Raw genomic sequence first — 19,239 nt, 5'->3', positions numbered from 1 at the left:
CCCCCGAAGCCCCCGCCCCCCGCCGCCTTCAGGCCGAATCTTTGGCCGGTGCCGTCAGGGTGATCAGGCGGCAGACCGTTTCGATGTCGATCTTGACCTGGGCGATCGAGGCGCGGCCCGAGAGCCAGGTGATCAGCGCCGAGTGCCAGGTGTGCTCGATGACCCGGACCGCCGAGAGCTGCTCCGCCGTCGGCGGGGCGTCCAAGCCCATCGCGTCCAGGATGATCGCCGTGGTCAGCCGGGACACCGTGTCCACCTCGGGGCTCACGCTGCGGTCCGCGAACGTCAGTGCGCGGACCATCGCGTCGGCGAGGTGCGGTTCCCGCTGGAGGGCGCGGAAGGCCCGCATCAGCGTCTCCGCGACCCGGGCCGCCGGGTCCTCGCCCGCCGGGGGCCGTTTGCGGAGCGTCGTGTGCATGTGCTGGAGCTGGTCCTGCATCGTGGCGACGAGCAGGTGCACCTTCGACGGGAAGTACCGGTACAGGGTGCCCAGCGCGACCCCGGCCGCCTCGGCGACCTCCCGCATCTGGACGGCGTCGAAGCCGCCCCGGCTGGCCAGCTGCGCGCTGGCGTGCAGGATTCGGCGGCGGCGCGCCTCCTGGCGCTCCGTCAGGGGAGGGGACGCCGTCGTGGCGACGGCTTTCGCGTCCGCTGTCATCTGTCCCGTTCCATGGCGTTCCGTGTCGTTGCGGTGCTGACTTCCGGGCTGTTCGCGTCGTGATCGGCGGCCAGCATCGCAGGCGTCCGAGCCGTGGCGCGAATCACCTGCTCCGCCTCTTACGGTGTGGTTTCCGGCCGGTAGATTCAATGGTCTTCGACGGATCAAGTCTGAAACTTGTTCTACATTATGCGAGCGGTTACGCTCCGGCGAAAGTGCAGGGAGAAGGGGGCCGAGAGTGACCGCTGAGGCCATGGTGACGAGCCCTTTCGCGGGTTCCGCCACCGACGGCGACCGCCCGTTGCGCATCGCACTCCTCACCTATAAGGGGAACCCGTTCTGCGGCGGCCAGGGTGTCTACGTCCGGCACCTCTCGCGGGAGCTCGTGAGGCTGGGGCACTCCGTCGAAGTCATCGGCGCGCAGCCCTACCCGGTCCTCGACACCGGCGCCACGCTCACCGAACTGCCGAGCCTGGACCTGTACCGGCATCCCGACCCGTTCCGTACGCCGAAGCGCGACGAGTACCGGGACTGGATCGACGCGGTCGAGGTCGCCACCATGTGGACCGGCGGATTCCCCGAGCCGCTGACCTTCTCGCTGCGGGCCCGGCGCCATCTCGCCGCCCGCGCCGGCGAGTTCGACGTCATCCACGACAACCAGACGCTCGGCTACGGCCTCCTCGCCGACCTCGGCGCCCCCCTGGTCACCACGATCCACCACCCCATCACCGTCGACCGCAAGCTGGACCTGGCCGCCGCCAAGGACCGCCGCAAGCGGGCCTCCGTGCGGCGCTGGTACGGCTTCACGCGCATGCAGGGGCGCGTCGCCCGCCGGCTGCCCTCCGTACTGACCGTCTCCGGCTCCTCCAAGCAGGAGATCGCCGAGCACCTGGGCGTGCGCGACGAGCGCATCCACGTCGTCCACATCGGCGCGGACACCGACCTGTGGTCGCCCGACGCCTCCGTCGCCGAAGTGCCCGGGCGGATCGTCACCACCTCCAGCGCCGACGTCCCGCTCAAGGGCCTCGTGCACCTCGTCGAGGCGCTCGCGAAGCTGCGTACCGAGCAGCCCGAGGCGCACCTCGTCGTCGTCGGCAAGCGCGCCGAGAAGGGTCCGGTCGCCCGCGCGATCGAGTCGTACGGGCTCCAGGACGCCGTGCGTTTCGTCAAGGGCATCACCGACGCCGAGCTCGTCGACCTGGTGCGCAGCGCGCAGGTCTCCTGCGTGCCCTCGCTGTACGAGGGCTTCTCGCTGCCCGCCGCCGAGGCCATGGCCACCGGTACCCCGCTCGTCGCCACGACGGGCGGGGCGATCCCCGAGGTCGCGGGCCCGGACGGCGAGACCTGCCTCGCGGTGCCGCCCGGCGACGCGGGTGCGCTGGCCGCCGCGCTGGGCCGGCTGCTGGGTGACGCGCAGCTGCGGGCCCGCCTGGGCGCCGCCGGGCGCGAGCGGGTGCTGTCCCGGTTCACGTGGGCCAGAGCCGCCGAGGGAACCGCCGCGCACTACCGCGCCGCCGTCGAGCAGGCCGCCCGCAGCCGCCGCGCGCGGTGACCTTCCGCCTTTTCCACACCACCCCCGTACACCCCCGCGACCGCGAAGGCAGGACCCCGTGCTGACCGTCGATTTCTCCCGGTTCCCGCTCGCCGCAGGCGACCGTGTGCTCGATCTGGGCTGCGGCGCCGGCCGGCACGCCTTCGAGTGCTACCGGCGCGGCGCCCAGGTGGTCGCAGTCGACCGCAACGGCGAGGAGATCCGCGAGGTCGCCAAGTGGTTCGCCGCCATGAAGGAGGCCGGGGAGGCCCCGGCCGGCGCCACCGCCACCGCCATGGAGGGCGACGCGCTGGCCCTGCCCTTCCCCGACGAGTCCTTCGACGTCGTCATCATCTCCGAGGTGATGGAGCACATCCCCGACGACAAGGGCGTGCTCGCCGAGATGGTCCGGGTCCTCAAGCCCGGCGGCCGCATCGCCATCACCGTCCCGCGCTACGGCCCGGAGAAGATCTGCTGGGCGCTGAGCGACGCGTACCACGAGGTCGAGGGCGGCCACATCCGCATCTACAAGGCGGACGAGCTGCTCGGGAAGATGGAGGCCGCCGGCCTCAAGCCGTACGGCACCCACCACGCCCACGGGCTGCACTCCCCGTACTGGTGGCTCAAGTGCGCGTTCGGCGTGGACAACGACCAGGCGCTGCCGGTGAAGGCGTACCACAAGCTGCTGGTCTGGGACATCATGAAGAAGCCGTTGGCCACGCGGCTCGCGGAGCAGGCGCTCAACCCGGTCATCGGCAAGAGCTTCGTGGCGTACGCGACGAAGCCGCACCTTCCCGTCGGCGCGGCGAAGTGAGCTCGCCCGGGCGCACCGAACGCCTGGTCCTGGACGGTGTGCTGACCGCCGAGGAGGCCGCCGGGACGGTGGCCGGCATCCTCGCCGCGCAGCGCTCCGACGGGGCCATCCCGTGGTTCCGCGGCCACCACCTGGACCCGTGGGACCACACCGAGGCCGCGATGGCCCTGGACGCGGCGGGCGAGCACGAGGCCGCCGAGCGGGCGTACGACTGGCTGGCCCGGCACCAGAACGCCGACGGCTCCTGGTACGCGGCGTACGCGGACCGGCCGGACGGGGTGGACACCGCCGAGCCGCAGGACGCGAGCCGGGAGAGCAACTTCGTCGCCTACATAGCCGTCGGGGTCTGGCACCACTACCTGGCGACCGGCGACGACCCGTTCCTGGACCGCATGTGGCCCGTCGTCGTCGCGGCGACCGAGTTCGTCCTCGGACTCCAGCAGCCGGGCGGCGAGATCGGCTGGAAGCGGGAGGCCGACGGCAGTGCGGTGACGGACGCGCTGCTCACCGGCTCCTCCTCGATCCACCAGGCGCTGCGGTGCGCGCTGGCGATCGCCGAGTACCGCGAGGAGCCGCAGCCGGACTGGGAGCTGGCGGCGGGGGCCCTCGGGCACGCGATCCGGCGGCACCCGGAGCGGTTCCTGGACAAGTCCCGGTACTCGATGGACTGGTACTACCCGGTGCTGGGCGGTGCGCTGGGCGGCGCGGAGGCGAAGGCGCGGATCGAGGAGCGCTGGGACGAGTTCGTGGTCCCCGGTCTCGGTGTGCGCTGCGTCCTGCCGAACCCGTGGGTGACGGGCGGGGAGTCCTGCGAGCTCGCCCTGGCCCTGTGGGCGATGGGCGAGTCGGACCGGGCGCTGGAGGTCCTGCGTTCCATCACGCACCTGCGCGCGGACAACGGCATGTACTGGACGGGCTACGTTTTCGAGGACAAGGCGGTGTGGCCGGTCGAGCAGACGACCTGGACGGCCGGGTCGCTGCTGCTCGCCGTGGCCGCGCTGGGCGGTGACGAGGCCACCGGGGCGGTGTTCGGGGGGCTGGAGCTGCCGTCCGGACTGGAGCCCGACTGCTGCGGTTAGCCCGGAGCCCGGAGTCCGGAGCCCGGAGCCCGGTGGACGCGGGCGGGGCAGGCCGCCCCGGAGGCGGCCTGCCCGTACGTGGCCCGCGGTCAGCGGCGGTAGAGCCGGCCCGCGATGAGGTGGCCCAGGACGAGGTAGGCCACGGCCGCCACGCCGTAGCCCACCACCACCTGGACCCATTCCCGGTCGAAGGTGAACAGGTCGTAGGACCAGCCGGCCAGCCAGGTGGCGGCGTCGTGGATGAACTCCACCAGGCCGTTGCCCCGGTTGGCGTCGAGGAAGTAGAGCAGGACCCACAAGCCGATCGTGAAGGCCAGCACGTCCGCCACCGCGGCGACGACCCGGCCGGCTTGAACGCCTCCTCGGGCGTGTACTCCGGTGTGTGTGCGCATGCACCGCGTCTTGCCCCGTCGGTGTGAAGCAAACCCGAATGGGTCATCCAAGTGGCGCAACGCCGGGGCCCGGGTGACGCTGCGGGAGACACCTCACTCCCCGGAGGCCACCGTGTCGAAACCCAGCGTGTCCATACCCGGTACCACCCGAGTCCGCCGCGCCTTCACCGCCCTGCTCCTGTCCGGTGCGCTGCTCGCCGGCGCCACCGCCTGCGGCAGTGGAGCCGGCAGCAGGGGAGGCAGGGGCGAGGACGTGGCCCTGTCGGTGCCGGCGGCTCCGGCCGCCGAGGTGGGGGCGCCCGAAGCGTGGCGGGCGGCGGAAGCGGCGGAGGTCGCGGCCCTCGCCGAGCCCACGCCCAGTACCACTGCGGAGAAGCAGAAGTTCGCCAAGACGCGCTTCGTCGCCAACGCGGGGCTCGCGGCCGGGGCGACGTACCAGTGGATCATCAAGCCGTACCGCGCGGGCAAGTTCAAGAAGGGCGCCAAGGGCCGTACGTTCGCTCTCATCAAGGCGGGCCTCGCGGGCGCCTTCGCGTACAACCGGCTGAAGGCGGCGGCGGACAACGCCAAGGCCGACCCGCTGCTGTCGAAGGCGGTGGCCCCGCTGACGGCGGGCATCGAGTCCCTCAAGGGCCTGGGATCCAAGCTGCGCAAGGGTGATGCGAGCGACGCCGACATGAGCTCGCTCCAGAACGTCATCACCGGGGTCAAGGACGCGGGCCAGGGTGCCGGCGCCACGGTGACCGACAAGGTTCCGAGCCTGTCCCAGCTGAGCGGCGGATAGGCCTTCGTACACCGCGGGCCGGCCGGGCAGCGTCGCCGGGCCGGTCCGCGGGCATGTTCGTTCGCCCGCCGCTCGCCTGTTTCAATGGGCGGATGATCGAGTTCCTGGTGGGTGCGGCCGCCGCCGTCGGCGTGGGGTGGCTCGTGCGGCGCAAGCACCGGCAGCGGCTCGCCGCCGGGAGCCCGGACGGGATCCCGTGCATGGCCCGGCATCCGGCCGGCGCGGGCCGCTGGCGGGTGGGCACGGTGTTCACCGGCGCCGGCGGGGTGCGCTGGGTGCCCCGCCGGGGTGAGCCCGTACCGCTGCCCGGCGGCCGGGCCACCGGCGTGCGGGTGCCGTCCGTGAAGGAGGGGATCTCCATCAACCCCGGGTCGCGGATCGTGGCCTGCACGTACGGGACGGGCGGGGCCGACAGGACCGGCGGGACGGGCGGGACCGGAACGGCCGCCGGGACCATCGAGATCGCCGTCATGCCTCTGGACCTGAGGGAACTCCTGGAGGCCGTCCCGCAGGCCGAGCCGGACGCGGCTTAGGCATTGAGTTCGGCCAGGACGCGGAGGGTGTGGGGGTCCGGGGCCGTCAGGAGCAGGTCGGTGACCGGGCCCTTGCGCCACAGGTCGAGGCGTTCGGCGATCCGCTCGCGCGGTCCGATCAGGGAGATCTCGTCGGCGAAGGCGTCCGGGACGGCGAGGACCGCCTCCTGCCTGCGCCCGGCGAGGAACAGCTCCTGGATGCGGCGGGCCTCCTCCTCATAGCCCATCCGCGCCATCAGGTCCGCGTGGAAGTTGCGGGCCGCGTGCCCCATCCCGCCGATGTAGAAGCCGAGCATCGCCTTGACCGGCAGCAGCCCTTCGGCGACGTCGTCGCAGACCTTCGCCCGGGCCATCGGGGCGATCATGAAGCCCTCGGGGAGGCCGGCCAGCGAGGCCTGGTAGACGTCGGTACGGGTCGGCGACCAGTAGAGGGGGAGCCAGCCGTCCGCGATGCGGGTGGTCTGGGCGATGTTCTTCGGGCCCTCGGCGCCCAGCAGGAGCGGCAGGTCCGCGCGCAGCGGGTGGGTGATGGGCTTGAGCGGTTTGCCGGTGCCGGTGCCGTCCTCTCCGCGGTACGGGTGCTGGTGGAAGCGGCCGTCGAGCGCGACGGGCCCCTCGCGGCGCAGCACCTGGCGGACGACGTCCACGTACTCGCGGGTGGCGGTGAGCGGGCTCGCGGGGAACGGGCGCCCGTACCAGCCCTCGACGACCTGGGGGCCGGACAGCCCCAGGCCGAGCATCATCCGGCCGCCGGAGAGGTGGTCCAGGGTGAGGGCGTGCATGGCGGTGGCGGTGGGGGTGCGGGCGGCCATCTGGGCGATGGCGGTGCCGAGGCGGATCCGCGAGGTGTGCGCGGCGATCCAGGTGAGCGGGGTGAAGGCGTCCGAGCCCCAGGCTTCGGCGGTCCACACCGAGTCGTAGCCGAGGTCCTCGGCCTCGGCGGCGAGGTCGAGGTGGGTCCGGTCGGGGCCGCGGCCCCAGTAGCCGAGTGCGAGTCCGAGGCGCATGTACGTTCCCTCCAGCCGTATCTGACGATGCGTCAGGTGACTGTAGGGCAACGGCCCCCCGCCCGGAAGGGCGGGGGGCCGTCGGCCGTGCGGGGGTGGGTCAGCCGCGCTGGATGCCCGAGGTGTCGTTCAGGACGCCGCGGCGGCCGTCCTGGGTCTGGGCGATCAGCGTGGCCGGGCCGCGCTGGTCCACGGCCAGATACCAGGTGCCCGGCGCGAGCTCGGCGATCGGGGTGGGGGAGCCGTCCTCGGGGAAGAGGGGGCGGGCCACCGGGACCGCGAACCAGAACGGGGTGAAGTCTGCCGCCGGGGCGGGTGCCGCGTCCTGCGGACCCGGACCCGGAGCCGGGGTCGGACCCGGAGCCGGGGGGCCGCCGTACGGCGGCACCGGCTGGGGGGGGGAACCGTACGGCTGGCCCTGCTGGGCGCCCGGGTAGCCGTACCCGGTGCCGGGCTGGGGCTGGGCCCCGTACGGCGCGGGGGCGACGGGCTTGGGCTCGGGCACCAGCCCGCCGGCGAGCGCGGGGATCTTCGCGCCCGCGACGGCGACGCCGGCCAGCGCGAGGGTGGCGAGGAAGGCGATGATGCAGCCGGCGCCGAGGTCGGCGCCGCTCGGGCTCGTGATCAGGGACCAGAGGGAGGACCAGGCGGCCGCGACCGCGAGCACCGTCCCCCACGCGGCCAGCGGCAGGCCCGCGAGCTTGCGGGTCTCCGGCTGGAAGCGGGCCGCGATGAGCAGACCGGCCGCGATGAAGCCGAGCAGGAAGATCGTGGGAAGCGCCAGACGGTAGACGTCGGTGTCCCACACGCTCGGCAGGTCGAGGCCGGTCGCGGAGTAGAAGTCGAGGAACGAGGCGATGAACAGCAGCGCCGCTGCTCCGATCACCACGCCGTCGCCTCGAGTGAGGGAGCGGATGTTCACGTGTTAGGTGTCCTTCTCGGTCTCGGTCGTCTCGTGGTGCCGCGGTCGCGCACGTGCAGGAGCGGGGCGGGCGGGACCATGGTACGGAGGTTCCCGGCAACCGAGAGGATCGGGGCGGCAGGCTGTCCCCGGGGGACTACCCGCCCAAGAAGCCGACGATGCCGTCCGCGATGCCCTGGGCGGCCTTCTGCCGCCACTCCGGACTCGTCAGCAGCGCCGCGTCCTTGGCGTCACGCATGTTGCCGCATTCGATGAACACCTTGGGCCGGGTCGAGAGATTGAGTCCGCCCAGATCGTCGCGGACGACCAATCCGGTGCCGCTGCCGAGGTAGTTGGCGGGGGCGGAGCCGGTGGTCCGGGCGAAGTTCGAGCCGATCCGCTCGCCGAGGTCCCGGGAGGGGCCGACGATCGCGGCGGTGTCGGCGGCGCCGCCCTTGACCTTGGCCGGGAGGATGACGTGGTAGCCGCGGCTGCCCTCGGAGACCCCGTCCGCGTGGACGGAGACCACGGCGTCCGCGGCGGCCTCGTTGCCGATGCGGGCGCGCTCGTTGATGCACGGGCCCCAGGGACGGTCGGCCTCGTGGGTGAGGACCACCTTGAGGCCCTTGGCCTCCAGGACGGTGCGCAGCCGGCGGGACACGTCGAGGGTGAACTCGGCTTCCTTGTAACCGGCGTTGGTGGTGGTGCCGGTGGTGTCGCACTCCTTGCGGGCGGTGCCGATGTCGACCTTCTTGTCGATCTCGGAGGTGTGCTGGAAGTTCCCGGTGTTGTGGCCGGGGTCGATGACCACGGTCTTGCCGGCGAGCGGGCCCTTGACCTGCGGGGCGCTCGCGCTCGCGCTCGGGCTCGGCGTCGGGGTGGTCGTGGGGGTGGCGGCCGGCATCACGATCCGGGGCGGGCGGGCGTCGTCCGCCCCCGCCCCGGTGGTCACCTGGACGAGGACCCACCCGGCCAGGAGGGTCGGGGCGAGTACGGCGGCCCCGACGGCGAGGCCGGAGCGGCGCGCGAACCACCGCCGCTCCGGGCTGACCGAGGAGGCGGACTCGGGGGATGGGGGACTGTCGTCGTAGCGCACGTCGCGATGCTAGACCGGCGGCCCGCCGTCGGCGCGGACCGTGGGCCATATGGGGGCGTGGTGCGCTTATCTGCTTATACGTGCGCCCGTCGGGCGCGAGCCCCTGATCCCCCGTGCACCCCCTAGATGCCGGGGGCGGTGCGGCGCAGGATGCGGAGGGAGTCGGTGACCGAGATCTCCTCGAAGGCGCCGGAGGCCAGGGCGCGGAGGTAGATCCGGTACGGGGCCTGGCCGCCGTCGGCCGGGTCGGGGAACACGTCGTGGATGGCGAGCGTCCCGCCTTCGGCGACGTGCGGGGCCCAGCCCTCGTAGTCGCCGGCGGCGTGCTCGTCGGTGTGGCCGCCGTCGATGAAGACGAAGCCCAGCTTGCCGCCCCAGGCCGCCGCGACCTGCGGGGAGCGGCCCACGATCGCGATGACGTGGTCTTCGAGGCCCGCCTTGTGGAGCGTGCGGCGGAAGGTCGGGAGGGTGTCCATCAGCCCGACCTCCGGGTCCACGACGGTCGGGTCGTGGTACTCCCAGCCCGGCTGCTGCTCCTCGCTGCCCCGGTGGTGGTCGACCGTGATCGCGGCCACCCCGGCCTCGCGGGCGGCGTCGGCCAGCAGGATCGTGGAGCGCCCGCAGTACGTGCCGACCTCCAGCAGCGGCAGCCCGAGGGCCGCCGCCGCGGCGGCGGCCTCGTACAGGGCGAGGCCCTCGCGTACGGGCATGAACCCCTTGGCGGCCTCGAAGGCGGCCAGGGTCTCCGGCTTGGGGGTGGCGGGCGCCATGGGGTCCTCCGGCGGGTACGCGGGTGTGGCGGTCCATCGTGCCGTACGCCGCCGGCGGTGTTACCGGTGGGTCGGGGTGCCGGGTGCCGGGTGCCGGGTGCCGGGCGCCGGGCGCCGGGTGCGGGGTGCGGGGTGCCGGGTGCCGGGCGCCGCGCCGGCCGGGGCGGGCGCCTCCCCGCGGCCCGTCCGAGTGGCGGGCGCGGCTCCCTCCTCAGGGGGACCGCCTCCGGCGCGTCCCTTTCCGTGCAGCGGCCCGCTTATCCGATGTACGTACTTTGGCCGCCATGTTCAGACTCGGAGTCTTCGCCGCCACCACGGCCGCGCTCGCGACGGTGGTCGCCCTGCCCGCCGCCGAGGCCCACGCGCAGCAGTTCGTGCCGTGCACCGCCGCCGCGCTCACGAGCGCCATCGCCACGGCCAACACCGTCGCGGGGCCCGCGCACCTCTTCCTCGCGCCCGGCTGCACGTACACCCTCACGGCCCCCGACAACCCCGGCAACGGCCTGCCGCAGGTGAGCAGCGACATCACCATCGTGGGCAACGGCAGCACCATCCGACGGCAGTCGGCGACCGGGTTCCGGATCTTCGAGGTCACCGCCCCGAACGGCAGGCTCACCCTGAACAACCTGACGGTCCGCGGCGGCCGGTCGGAGAGCGGCGGCTCGGGCGGCGGCGGGATCTCCAACCAGGGCGTGCTCACCCTGAATTCGACCACGGTGACCAGGAACGTCTCGGCGATCTCCGGACCCGGCGGCGGCATCGTCAGCTCCGGCACGCTCAACCTCCGCAACAGCACCGTGAGCCACAACATCTCCACGAACGACGGTGGTGGCGTCTACAGCTCCGGCACCGCGAACATCTCGAACACCACCATCACCGGCAACACCGCCAAGGACACCGGCGGCGGACTGGACGCGCGCGGCGGCCTGACCCTCACCGGCAGCCGGGTGACCGACAACGCCGCCCGGCTCGACGGCGGCGGCATCAGCGCCTTCATGCTGACGGGGACCGTCACGGACACCCTCGTCCAGGGCAACGACACGGCCGAGGACAACGAGGGCGGCGGCGGCATCCTCAACCGCCAGTCGACCCTGACCCTGGAGCGGACCACGGTCTTCGCCAACCGGGCCATCGAGACCGGGGCGCCAGGCGGCGGGATCGCCAACATCTCCGGCGCCTCCCTCATCCTCCGGAACAGCTCGGTGACCAACAACTACGCCGGCGGGGCGCCGGGCGGCATCTACAACAACGCGAGCACCGTGTCGCTGACCGCCACCACCGTGGCGGACAACTACCCGACCAACTGCGCCCCCGGCGTGTTCGCGGGCTGCGCCGACTGACGGGGCCTACACGGCGGCCGGGACGGGGCGTGCCCGCAGGAGCATCCGCGCCGCGTGGTCGACGAGGTGCCGCATGACCGGGAGGTGGCGCTCGTCGCCGCCGAGCGCGGTGAGCAGCCGGTGGGCCTCGGCGCGGAAGGCGTCGAGGTCCGTGGCGTACCGGTCGAGCACGTCCGGGGCGAGGAGGAGGCGGCCGAGCTCCTCGCGGGCCCGCCCGCAGTGGCGTGCCGCCGTGCTCCGGTCCAGGATGTCCTCCCGGGCCCGCGGTGTGGGAGCGTCGTCGAGGGCGCACGTGAGCAGATAGGTGACCGTCCCGTTGAGGAGGTCTTCATTGCGGCCGGTCAGGATGTCTTCCTGGTCGTTGAACAGCTGCCACAGGATGCCGAATATGTATCCGAACTCCCTCCACAGTTCGACTCTTTCGTCACTCGCGCCCGACAATATCGCCGCCATCGCCGTGATCATCGAGTAGGGTCCGCCGGATTTCCCGCGGTAGGTCTCGATCACCGAGTTCCGGGTGGCGCGGTCGGCGTGGGCGTCGATATCGGTCAGCTGGCCCTCGGTGCCCACCGCCCAGCCGGTCGCGACCTCGGCCGTCAGGGCGACCTGGACCGCGGGCGGCACCGGGAGCGACCGGACGATCCGGATCGGCAGCACCGTGCCGGTGAGTACCGAGGCCAGCAGCGCTTCGTCCTGGCTCATGCTGTCGGACGCGGTCGTGCCGTGCCCGTCGGCGAGGTCGTCGAGGTAGCAGGCCGAGGTCCACCAGAGCACGTGCACGGCGGCCAGCGGGGCGGCCGGCCCGGGATGTCCCGTCTCGATGGCGTGCACCATCATCGGGAGCACCGAGAGGGGATGCCGCATTTTCTGATGCCGGAGGAGTTTGCCGACGGCGTTCCTGGCGGCGCCGCTGCCGGAAGCGGGAGTGAGGGTTAAGACGGCCGCCTCCAATTCCGCCTGGATGTCGGAGGCGACGCTCCGGTGGAGGTCCACATACGTGATGCAATTCACTGCCATTTCCTTCCTGAAATGAATTGGGGTCGGCGTCAACGCCCCAGATTCGGTCATTTGGCGCGGAGGGATCTAGAGCGATTTCCGGACATGGCCGGTTCCGCGGCGCCCTTCCGGCTGCCCTGCATCTGACCTTCCGTCAGAATGGAACGTGTTCTACTCTGGCCCGCGATCAGGGGGACCGCCCGGCGCCGGCCGGGGCGTCGGAGAGGCGGCAGGGATCCGTATGGGCATCGGAATCACGCAGGAACAGCGGGAGTTGGCCGAAGCCGTGCGCGGCTGGGCGGCGCGCACGGTGCCACCCGAGGAAGTGCGCAAACTGCTGGAGACCCCACCGCGGACCGGAGTGCGGCCCGCCTACTGGGACGGGCTCGCCGCCGCCGGACTCCTCGTACCGCACCTGGAGGGCGGCACCCTCCTCGATCTCGCCGTCGCCGTCGAGGAGGCGTCCCGGGCGGCGCTGCCCGGGCCCTACCTGCCCAGCGCCCTCGCCTCCGTACTGCTGGACCGGGCCGGCGCCGACGGGCTCACCGCGGCCCTGGCCGACGGCACCCGCGTCGCGGCCGTCGCCCTCGGCCCCGGAAGCCTGACCGCCGTCGCCGTCGAGGGCGGCGGGCACCTGCTCGACGGGCTCGCGCCCCCGGTGCTCGGCGCCGGGGAGGCCGACCTCGTCCTGCTCGCCGCCGAAGCCGCGCACGGCACGTGCTGGTTCGCCGTGGACGCCGCCGCGCTGGACATCCGTACGCACGACAGCGCCGACCCCACCCGGCCCACCGCCGAGGTGCGCGCCCGCGGGGTCACCGTGGCACCCGGCCGCCTCCTCGACCTCGACGCGGCCCTCGTCCGGGACCTGGCCTGCGCGCTGTTCGCCGCCGACGCCTGCGGCACCGCAGCCTGGGCGCTCACCACCGCCGCCGAGTACGCCAAGGTCCGCGAACAGTTCGGCCGCCCCATCGGGCAGTTCCAGGGGATCAAGCACCTGTGCGCCGACATGCTGGTACGCCTCGAACAGGCCAGGGCCCTGGCCTGGGACGCCGCCCAGGCGGCCGACGAGCAGCCGGAGGTGCGCTCGCTCGTGGCCGCGCTCGCCGCCGGGAGCGCCCTCGACGCCGCCTACTCCTGCGCCAAGGACTGCATCCAGATCCTCGGCGGGATCGGCTTCACCTGGGAGCACGACGCCCACATCCACCTGCGCCGGGCCGTCGTCGCCCGGCAGCTGCTCGGCGCCGGGGACGGGCACCGCGTACGGGCGGTGCGGCTCGCGGCCGGCGGCGCGCGGCGGGAGCTGCGCCTCGAACTCCCGGCACGCGCGGAGGAGTACCGGACCCGGGCGCGCACCGCCATCGAGGACGCGCGCGGCCTCGACCCGGCCGCCGCCCGCCGGATCCTGGCGCCCACCGGGTACGCGGCCCCCTACCTGCCGCCCCCGTACGGGCTCGGCGCCGGCCCCGTCGAACAGCTCGTCGTCCAGCAGGAACTGGCTGCGGCCGGGGTCTTGGTCGCCGACCTCGGGATCGCCACCTGGGTCGTGCCCTCGCTGCTCGCGTACGGGACCGAGGCGCAGCGGGAGACGTACGTACGGGCGACCCTGCGCGGGGACGTCACCTGGTGCCAGCTCTTCTCCGAGCCGGGGGCGGGCTCGGACCTGGCCTCGCTGCGGACCAGGGCGGAGCGCACGGCGGACGGCTCCTGGAAGGTCAACGGACAGAAGGTCTGGACGAGTTCCGCGCACAGCGCCGACTTCGGGATCCTGCTGGCCCGGACCGACCCGGCCGCGCCCAAGCACAAGGGGCTCGGCTACTTCGTGGTCGACATGCGCAACACTCCCGGCATCGACGTGCGCCCGCTCCGGGAGATCACCGGCGAGGCCCTGTTCAACGAGGTCTGGTTCGACGACGTCCTGCTGCCCGCGGACGCCCTCGTCGGCGCGCCCGACGACGGCTGGAAGGTCGCCCGCAACACGCTCGGCAACGAGCGGGTCCACATGGCCGACCAGATGACCTTCGACACTGGGCTGGAGGTGCTGATCGCCCGCTCGGCCGAACTCGACGGCGCGTACCGGGCGCGGATCGGGGTGCTCACCGCCGAGGCGCACGCCCTGGCCTGCATCGGGCTGCGCACCACGCTCCAGCAGGTGTCGGGGCTGGAGCCGGGGGCCGGTGCTTCCGTACGCAAGCTCGTCCAGACCCCGCACCAGCAGCGGACCGCCGAGCTCGCGCTCGAACTGCTGGGCCCGGCGGGCGCGGTGCGGGAGGGGGCGGGGGAGCGGGCGGTGCACGGGATGCTCATGTCCCGCTGCCTGACCATCGCCGGGGGCACCACACAGGTCCAGCTCAACGTCGTCGCCGAGCGGATTCTCGGCCTCCCCAGGGACTGAAGGGCATCAGTGATGAAGTCGTACATCGTGGGCGTCGGCATGACGAAGTTCGAGAAGCCGCAGTCGCGGGACTGGCAGTACTGGGACATGGCGAAGGAGGCGGGGACGGCGGCACTGGCGGACGCGGGGATCGCGTACGAGCAGGTGGAACAGGTGCCCGTGGGGTACTGCTTCCAGGCCTCCACGGCCGGCCAGCGGGCCGCGTACGAACTGGGGCTGAGCGGGGTCCCGGTCTACAACGTGAACAACAACTGCGCGACGGGGTCGACGGCGCTGATGATGGCCCGGCAGTTCGTGGAGGGCGGGATCAGCGACTGCGTGCTGGCCCTGGGCTTCGAGAAGATGAAGAAGGGCGCGCTGGGCGGCGGCGCCGACGGGGGAGACTTCAAAACCTCTCCGGTCGCCCGGCACTACGGGATCATGGCCGCCGGGCACGGCTTCGAGATGTCCCCGCCGACCGCGCAGATCTTCGGGAACGCGGCCCGCGAGCACATGGAGCGGTACGGGACCACGGCCGCGCAGCTGGCGGCGGTCGGAGCGAAGAACCACCGGCACTCGGCGAACAACCCGAACGCGCAGTTCCAGGACGTGTACACGGTCGAGGAGATCCTGGCGGCGAAGCCGATCCACGAGCCGCTGACGAAGCTCCAGTGCTCGCCGACCTCGGATGGGGCCGCGGCGGCGGTCGTCGTCTCGGAGCGGTTCGTGGTGGCGCACGGGCTGCACGACAAGGCGGTGGAGATCGTCGCGCAGGCGATGACGACGGACACGGAGGCCTCGTTCGCCTCCGGCTCGTGCATCGACGTGGTCGGCAGGCCGATGACGGAGGCGGCGGGGCGGCAGGTGTTCTCGGCGTCCGGGCTCGGGATCGAGGACGTGGACGTGATCGAGCTGCACGACTGCTTCTCGATCAACGAACTGCTGACGTACGAGGCGCTGGGCATGTGCGACGAGGGCGCCGGCGGGAAGCTGGTGGAGTCGGGCGCGACCACCTACGGCGGGCGGTGGGTGGTGAACCCCTCCGGGGGCCTGATCTCGAAGGGGCACCCGCTGGGGGCGACGGGGCTGGCGCAGGCGGCGGAACTGGTCTGGCAGCTGCGGGGCCAGGCCGGCCCCCGCCAGGTCCCGCAGGCCCGGGTCGGCCTGGCCCACAACATAGGCCTGGGCGGCGCGGCGGTGGTGACCCTGCTGCGGAAGTAGCGACCGGGCGGCCGGGGCCACGGGCGGCGGCCGGGGGCGCGGGGTGGCGGCGGGGCCAGGGCGTGCCAGACCCCGCCAGCCTGGGGGCACCTCCCAGCGGTAGCCGGGGGAGGGACTTCGGCGACACGACCTACGGGCCCGACAGGGCCGGGTCGATCACCGTTTCACCGCGGGAGGCGGCGCGGAGGGACTCCGCCAGGTCCTCCACGGGGCCGTCGCGCAGGACCAGGCCCGCCGCGCCCGCCGCCAGCGCCGCGTCCAGTAGTCCCGGATGCGCCGAACCCGTCAGCACCAGGACCCGGCACTCCGGGTCCTCCGCCAGCAGCGCCGTCACCGACGCGAGCTCCTCCACCAGGGCCACGGCCGGCCGCGCCAGCGCCGAGGCCACCACCTCGATGTCCGGCTGCAGCCCCAGCCGCAGCGCCAGCGCCGGGTCCGGCGGGAACAGCAGCACCCGCAGGGACCGGGCGGGGCGGTGGTTCACCGGCATTTCGTCCACGCCGTCAGCCTAGGGCGGCCGCGCCGCGCGGACCCGGCAACACGCCTCGGCCAAGCTCATCCTGACGTGGAGTCAGGAGTCTTCCCAACTGCTGGGGCGTGCGTTATACATTCCTCACCGCTCGATCCTAGAACGCGTTCTAGAACCGAACCGGTCCCGCAAACGACCTCGGTGCGGCCGACGGTGCGGACGGCCGCACCGAGGTCTTCCACGCAATGGGAACCGAAGAACCGAACAGCCGAAGAACCGAAGAGCCGAAGAACCGAACAAGGAGCAGCATCCTCAATGCCGATCGATGCCGCCAGGGCCCTCGCCGCGGACCCCCGCCAGGGGAACATCGCCTGGGACCACAAGGACATCCAGCTCTACCACCTCGGCCTCGGCGCCGGCCGCCCCGCCACCGACCCCGACGAACTGCGCTACACCCTGGAGTCCAAGCTCCACGTACTCCCCAGCTTCGCGACCGTCGCCGGCGCCGGCATGGCCATGCTGGGCGGCCTCGCCGCCCCCGGGATCGAGGTCAACCTCGCCAACGTCCTGCACGGCGGCCAGTCCATCGAGCTGCACCGGCCCATCCCGGTCAAGGGCAGCGCCACCTCCTCCGCCAAGGTCGCCGCCCTCTACGACAAGGGCAAGGCCGCCGTGATCGTGCTGCGCACCGAGGTCGCGGACGCCGACGGGCCACTGTGGACCAGCGACGCGCAGATCTTCGTGCGCGGTGAGGGCGGCTTCGGCGGAGAGCGCGGCCCCTCGGTCACCTCCGAGCTGCCCGACCGGGCGCCCGACCGGGTCGAGGAGCGGCACATCCGCGAGGAGCAGGCGCTCCTGTACCGGCTGTCGGGCGACTGGAACCCCCTGCACGCGGACCCCGAGTTCGCCAAGCTGGCCGGCTTCGACCGGCCGATCCTGCACGGCCTGTGCTCGTACGGGATGACCCTCAAGGCCGTCGTCGACACGGCGCTCGGCGGGGACGTCTCGCGGGTGCGCGCCTACCGCACGCGTTTCGCCGGGATCGTCTTCCCGGGCGAGACCCTGCGGATCCGGATGTGGGAGGAGCCCGGGCAGGTCCGGGTCTCGGTGACCGCCGTCGAACGGGACGACGCGCCGGTCCTCGCCGACACCGTCGTCGAACACGCGTAACGCCCGACCACGAAGGAGCCGCACCGTGCGCGCAGCACTGCAGAGCGAGATAGGCCAGGACAAGCTCGAGGTCGTCGACGACATGGAGACCGCGGGCTTCGGCCCGGGCAAGGTCCGGATCCGCATCAAGGCCACCGGCCTGTGCCACTCGGACCTCTCCGCGATGAGCGGCGTGCTGCCGCAGCCCGCCCCCTTCATACCCGGCCACGAGGGTTCGGGCGAGATCGTCGACGTCGGCGACGGGGTCACGACCCACGCCATCGGCGACCGGGTCCTCGTCTGCTGGCTGCCGCCGTGCGGACACTGCCCCGCCTGCAAGCGCGGCCAGGGCCACCTGTGCCTGGAGTCCTTCGCGAACGTGGCCACGCCCAACTTCCGCCGCGCGGGCGGCGGGGACATCTTCGGCTTCGCCGGCACCGGCACCTTCGCCGAGGAGATGGTCGTGCCCGCCGCGTGCGCCGTGCCGATCCCCGACGACCTGCCGTACGACATCGCCGCGCTGATCGGCTGCGGGGTGACCACGGGCCTCGGCGCCGCCATCAACACCGCCAAGGTGGAGGCCGGGTCCTCGGTCGCCGTCATCGGCTGCGGCGGCGTCGGCATCTCCGTCATCCAGGGCGCCAAGGTGCAGGGCGCGGCGCAGATCATCGCCGTGGACCCGGTGGCCTCCCGGCGCGAGGCGGCGCTCCGCTTCGGCGCCACCGAGGCGGTCGCACCGGAGGCCTTCGGCGACGCCAAGAACCGGATCACGGCCGGGGAGGGCTTCGACTACGTCTTCGAGGTCGTCGGCAAGTCCGCGACCACGCACACCGCGTACGAGATGACCCGGCGCGGCGGCTCCGTCGTCGTGGTCGGCGCGGGCGCCCTCGACGACAACTACTCGGTCAACATGTTCTCGCTGTTCTTCGACGAGAAGAAGATCCTGCCGTCGATGTACGGAGGCGGGGACGTGCTCCGCTCGTACGAGCGCACCATCGCGCTGTGGCGGGCGGGCCGGGTGGACCTGGCGGGCCTGATCACGCACCGGGTGCACCTCGGCGAGATCAACGACGCGCTCGACCAGATGCGTACGGGCGTGGCCCTGCGCACCTGCATCGAGCTCTGAGCGTTCCGACAGCATCCCGACCCATCCAAGAGCTCCGAGAGGAATCCGGTAGATGTCACTCCCACTTGAGGGACTGTCCGCCATCGTCACCGGCGCCGGCCGCGGGCTCGGCCGGGCCGAGGCGATCGAGCTCGCGCGGCTCGGCGCGAGCGTGGTCGTCAACGACTTCGGCCAGAGCGGACGGGACGGCTCCGGAGAGGCCTCGGCCGCCCCGGCGGAGGAGGTGGCGGAGGAGATCCGCGCCGCGGGCGGGCAGGCGGTGGCGCACCTCGGCGACGTGGCCGACTTCGAGCAGGCGCGCGAGCTGGTCGAGCTGGCGGTCAGCAGCTTCGGGAAGCTCGACGTCCTGGTCAACAACGCGGGCATCCTGCGCGACCGGATGGTCTTCTCCATGTCGGAGGAGGAGTGGGACTCGGTGATCCGGGTCCACCTCAAGGGCCACTTCAACACCACCCACTTCGCCTCCGTGCACTGGCGCGAGCGGTCGAAGGCGGCGGGCGGACCGGTCTACGGCCGGATCGTCAACACCTCCTCCGAGGCCTTCCTCGGCGGCTCGGCAGGCCAGCCGAACTACGCGGCGGCCAAGGGCGGCATCGTGGGCCTGACCACCTCGACCGCCCTGGCGCTGGCCAAGTACGGGGTGACGGCCAACGCCATCTGCCCGCGCGCCCGGACCCGCATGACGGAGGACGTCTTCGCCGGCTTCCAGCTCCCGGAGGACGGCAAGCTCGACCCGCTGGCCCCCGAGCACGTCGCCCCGCTGGTCGGCTACCTGGCCTCGCCGGCCTCGGCGAAGGCCAACGGGCAGCTGTTCGTCGTGCACGGCGGGATCGTCGTCGTCATGGAACGCCCGAAGGTGGCCGCCAAGTTCGACACCGCGAAGGAGGCCTTCTCCTACGAGGAACTGGACGGACTGCTCACCCCGCACTACGACGCCCGCCCGGCCGGCGAGACGTTCGCGGCGGCGGAGGTCCTGGGCCTCAAGCACGACTAGACCTCCAG

At 72.8% G+C, this 19,239-nt stretch carries 19 protein-coding genes; 11 read left to right on the top strand and 8 right to left on the bottom strand.

All coding sequences use genetic code 11. The features are described 5' to 3' along the window. Positions 1-28: 28 nt before the first annotated feature. Positions 29-658, bottom strand: coding sequence for a TetR family transcriptional regulator (locus ADK52_RS32080; RefSeq protein ID WP_053693380.1), 630 nt, complete (start codon positions 656-658; stop codon positions 29-31). 238 nt (positions 659-896) lie between these two features. Between ADK52_RS32080 and ADK52_RS32075 the strand changes: the two genes are divergently transcribed. From ADK52_RS32075 to ADK52_RS32065, 3 genes are read left to right on the top strand one after another with little or no spacing between them, the layout of a single operon-like run. Further along, the gene (locus ADK52_RS32075; protein ID WP_053693379.1) at positions 897-2,210 is read left to right on the top strand and encodes a glycosyltransferase family 4 protein; all 1,314 of its coding nucleotides are present in this window, start codon (positions 897-899) and stop codon (positions 2,208-2,210) included. 58 nt (positions 2,211-2,268) lie between these two features. Further along, on the top strand, positions 2,269-3,003 hold the full coding sequence (locus ADK52_RS32070) for a class I SAM-dependent methyltransferase (RefSeq protein ID WP_053693378.1): 735 nt from the start codon (positions 2,269-2,271) through the stop codon (positions 3,001-3,003). Then, positions 3,000-4,082 (top strand): prenyltransferase/squalene oxidase repeat-containing protein, encoded by a 1,083-nt coding sequence (locus ADK52_RS32065; protein WP_053693377.1) that lies wholly within the window; start codon positions 3,000-3,002, stop codon positions 4,080-4,082. The genes ADK52_RS32070 and ADK52_RS32065 overlap by 4 nt, the downstream gene beginning before the upstream one ends. A gap of 89 nt (positions 4,083-4,171) precedes the next feature. Here ADK52_RS32065 and ADK52_RS32060 read toward each other — a convergent pair whose 3' ends face one another. Further along, positions 4,172-4,474, bottom strand: coding sequence for a hypothetical protein (locus ADK52_RS32060; RefSeq protein ID WP_078622056.1), 303 nt, complete (start codon positions 4,472-4,474; stop codon positions 4,172-4,174). A 133-nt stretch (positions 4,475-4,607) separates the two neighbouring features. On the opposite strand from ADK52_RS32060, the gene ADK52_RS32055 reads away from it, so the two are divergent. Both ADK52_RS32055 and ADK52_RS32050 read left to right on the top strand, forming a co-directional pair. Beyond that, positions 4,608-5,258 carry a hypothetical protein gene (locus ADK52_RS32055; RefSeq protein ID WP_053693384.1) on the top strand — a complete coding sequence of 217 codons (651 nt, stop codon included), beginning with the start codon at positions 4,608-4,610 and terminating at the stop codon, positions 5,256-5,258. A 92-nt stretch (positions 5,259-5,350) separates the two neighbouring features. After that, positions 5,351-5,791 carry a hypothetical protein gene (locus ADK52_RS32050; protein ID WP_053693376.1) on the top strand — a complete coding sequence of 147 codons (441 nt, stop codon included), beginning with the start codon at positions 5,351-5,353 and terminating at the stop codon, positions 5,789-5,791. Here the strand turns inward: ADK52_RS32050 and ADK52_RS32045 are convergent. The 4 genes from ADK52_RS32045 to ADK52_RS32030 form a co-directional block, all read right to left on the bottom strand. Then, positions 5,788-6,798 (bottom strand): LLM class F420-dependent oxidoreductase, encoded by a 1,011-nt coding sequence (locus tag ADK52_RS32045; RefSeq protein WP_053693375.1) that lies wholly within the window; start codon positions 6,796-6,798, stop codon positions 5,788-5,790. The genes ADK52_RS32050 and ADK52_RS32045 overlap by 4 nt on opposite strands. Before the next feature lie 100 nt (positions 6,799-6,898). Then, positions 6,899-7,720 (bottom strand): DUF5336 domain-containing protein, encoded by an 822-nt coding sequence (locus tag ADK52_RS32040; RefSeq protein WP_053693374.1) that lies wholly within the window; start codon positions 7,718-7,720, stop codon positions 6,899-6,901. A 136-nt stretch (positions 7,721-7,856) separates the two neighbouring features. Beyond that, complete coding sequence (locus ADK52_RS32035; RefSeq protein ID WP_053693373.1) at positions 7,857-8,795, bottom strand: N-acetylmuramoyl-L-alanine amidase; 939 nt, start codon at positions 8,793-8,795, stop codon at positions 7,857-7,859. Between the two features lie 122 nt (positions 8,796-8,917). Next, a complete protein-coding gene (locus ADK52_RS32030) occupies positions 8,918-9,565 on the bottom strand; it encodes a class I SAM-dependent methyltransferase (protein WP_053693372.1) in 648 nt (215 codons plus the stop codon). 284 nt (positions 9,566-9,849) lie between these two features. Here ADK52_RS32030 and ADK52_RS32025 point away from each other — a divergent pair, with 284 nt between their 5' ends. Then, on the top strand, positions 9,850-10,905 hold the full coding sequence (locus ADK52_RS32025) for a right-handed parallel beta-helix repeat-containing protein (protein WP_119096214.1): 1,056 nt from the start codon (positions 9,850-9,852) through the stop codon (positions 10,903-10,905). 6 nt (positions 10,906-10,911) lie between these two features. Here ADK52_RS32025 and ADK52_RS32020 read toward each other — a convergent pair whose 3' ends face one another. Next, positions 10,912-11,922, bottom strand: coding sequence for a polyprenyl synthetase family protein (locus tag ADK52_RS32020; protein WP_053693370.1), 1,011 nt, complete (start codon positions 11,920-11,922; stop codon positions 10,912-10,914). Between the two features lie 220 nt (positions 11,923-12,142). Between ADK52_RS32020 and ADK52_RS32015 the strand changes: the two genes are divergently transcribed. Together ADK52_RS32015 and ADK52_RS32010 are read left to right on the top strand one after the other, a co-directional pair. Next, entirely contained in the window at positions 12,143-14,293 is a 2,151-nt protein-coding gene (locus tag ADK52_RS32015; protein WP_053693369.1) for an acyl-CoA dehydrogenase, read from the top strand. 12 nt (positions 14,294-14,305) lie between these two features. Further along, positions 14,306-15,493, top strand: coding sequence for a lipid-transfer protein (locus ADK52_RS32010; protein WP_053693368.1), 1,188 nt, complete (start codon positions 14,306-14,308; stop codon positions 15,491-15,493). A 130-nt stretch (positions 15,494-15,623) separates the two neighbouring features. On the opposite strand, the gene ADK52_RS32005 is transcribed toward ADK52_RS32010, so the two are convergent. Next, positions 15,624-15,983, bottom strand: coding sequence for a DNA-binding response regulator (locus tag ADK52_RS32005; RefSeq protein ID WP_234344340.1), 360 nt, complete (start codon positions 15,981-15,983; stop codon positions 15,624-15,626). A gap of 294 nt (positions 15,984-16,277) precedes the next feature. Here ADK52_RS32005 and ADK52_RS32000 point away from each other — a divergent pair, with 294 nt between their 5' ends. From ADK52_RS32000 to ADK52_RS31990, 3 genes are read left to right on the top strand one after another with little or no spacing between them, the layout of a single operon-like run. Beyond that, entirely contained in the window at positions 16,278-17,132 is an 855-nt protein-coding gene (locus tag ADK52_RS32000) for a MaoC/PaaZ C-terminal domain-containing protein (protein ID WP_053693366.1), read from the top strand. 25 nt (positions 17,133-17,157) lie between these two features. Then, complete coding sequence (locus ADK52_RS31995; protein ID WP_053693365.1) at positions 17,158-18,237, top strand: Zn-dependent alcohol dehydrogenase; 1,080 nt, start codon at positions 17,158-17,160, stop codon at positions 18,235-18,237. A 52-nt stretch (positions 18,238-18,289) separates the two neighbouring features. Continuing rightward, complete coding sequence (locus ADK52_RS31990) at positions 18,290-19,231, top strand: 3-oxoacyl-ACP reductase (protein WP_053693364.1); 942 nt, start codon at positions 18,290-18,292, stop codon at positions 19,229-19,231. Positions 19,232-19,239: the final 8 nt, after the last annotated feature.

The sequence above is a fragment of the Streptomyces sp. WM6372 genome (assembly GCF_001279655.1).
Lineage (GTDB): Bacteria > Actinomycetota > Actinomycetes > Streptomycetales > Streptomycetaceae > Streptomyces.
The sequence above is the reverse complement of the archived record's forward strand: the minus strand, read 5'-3'. Positions and strand labels throughout refer to the sequence as shown.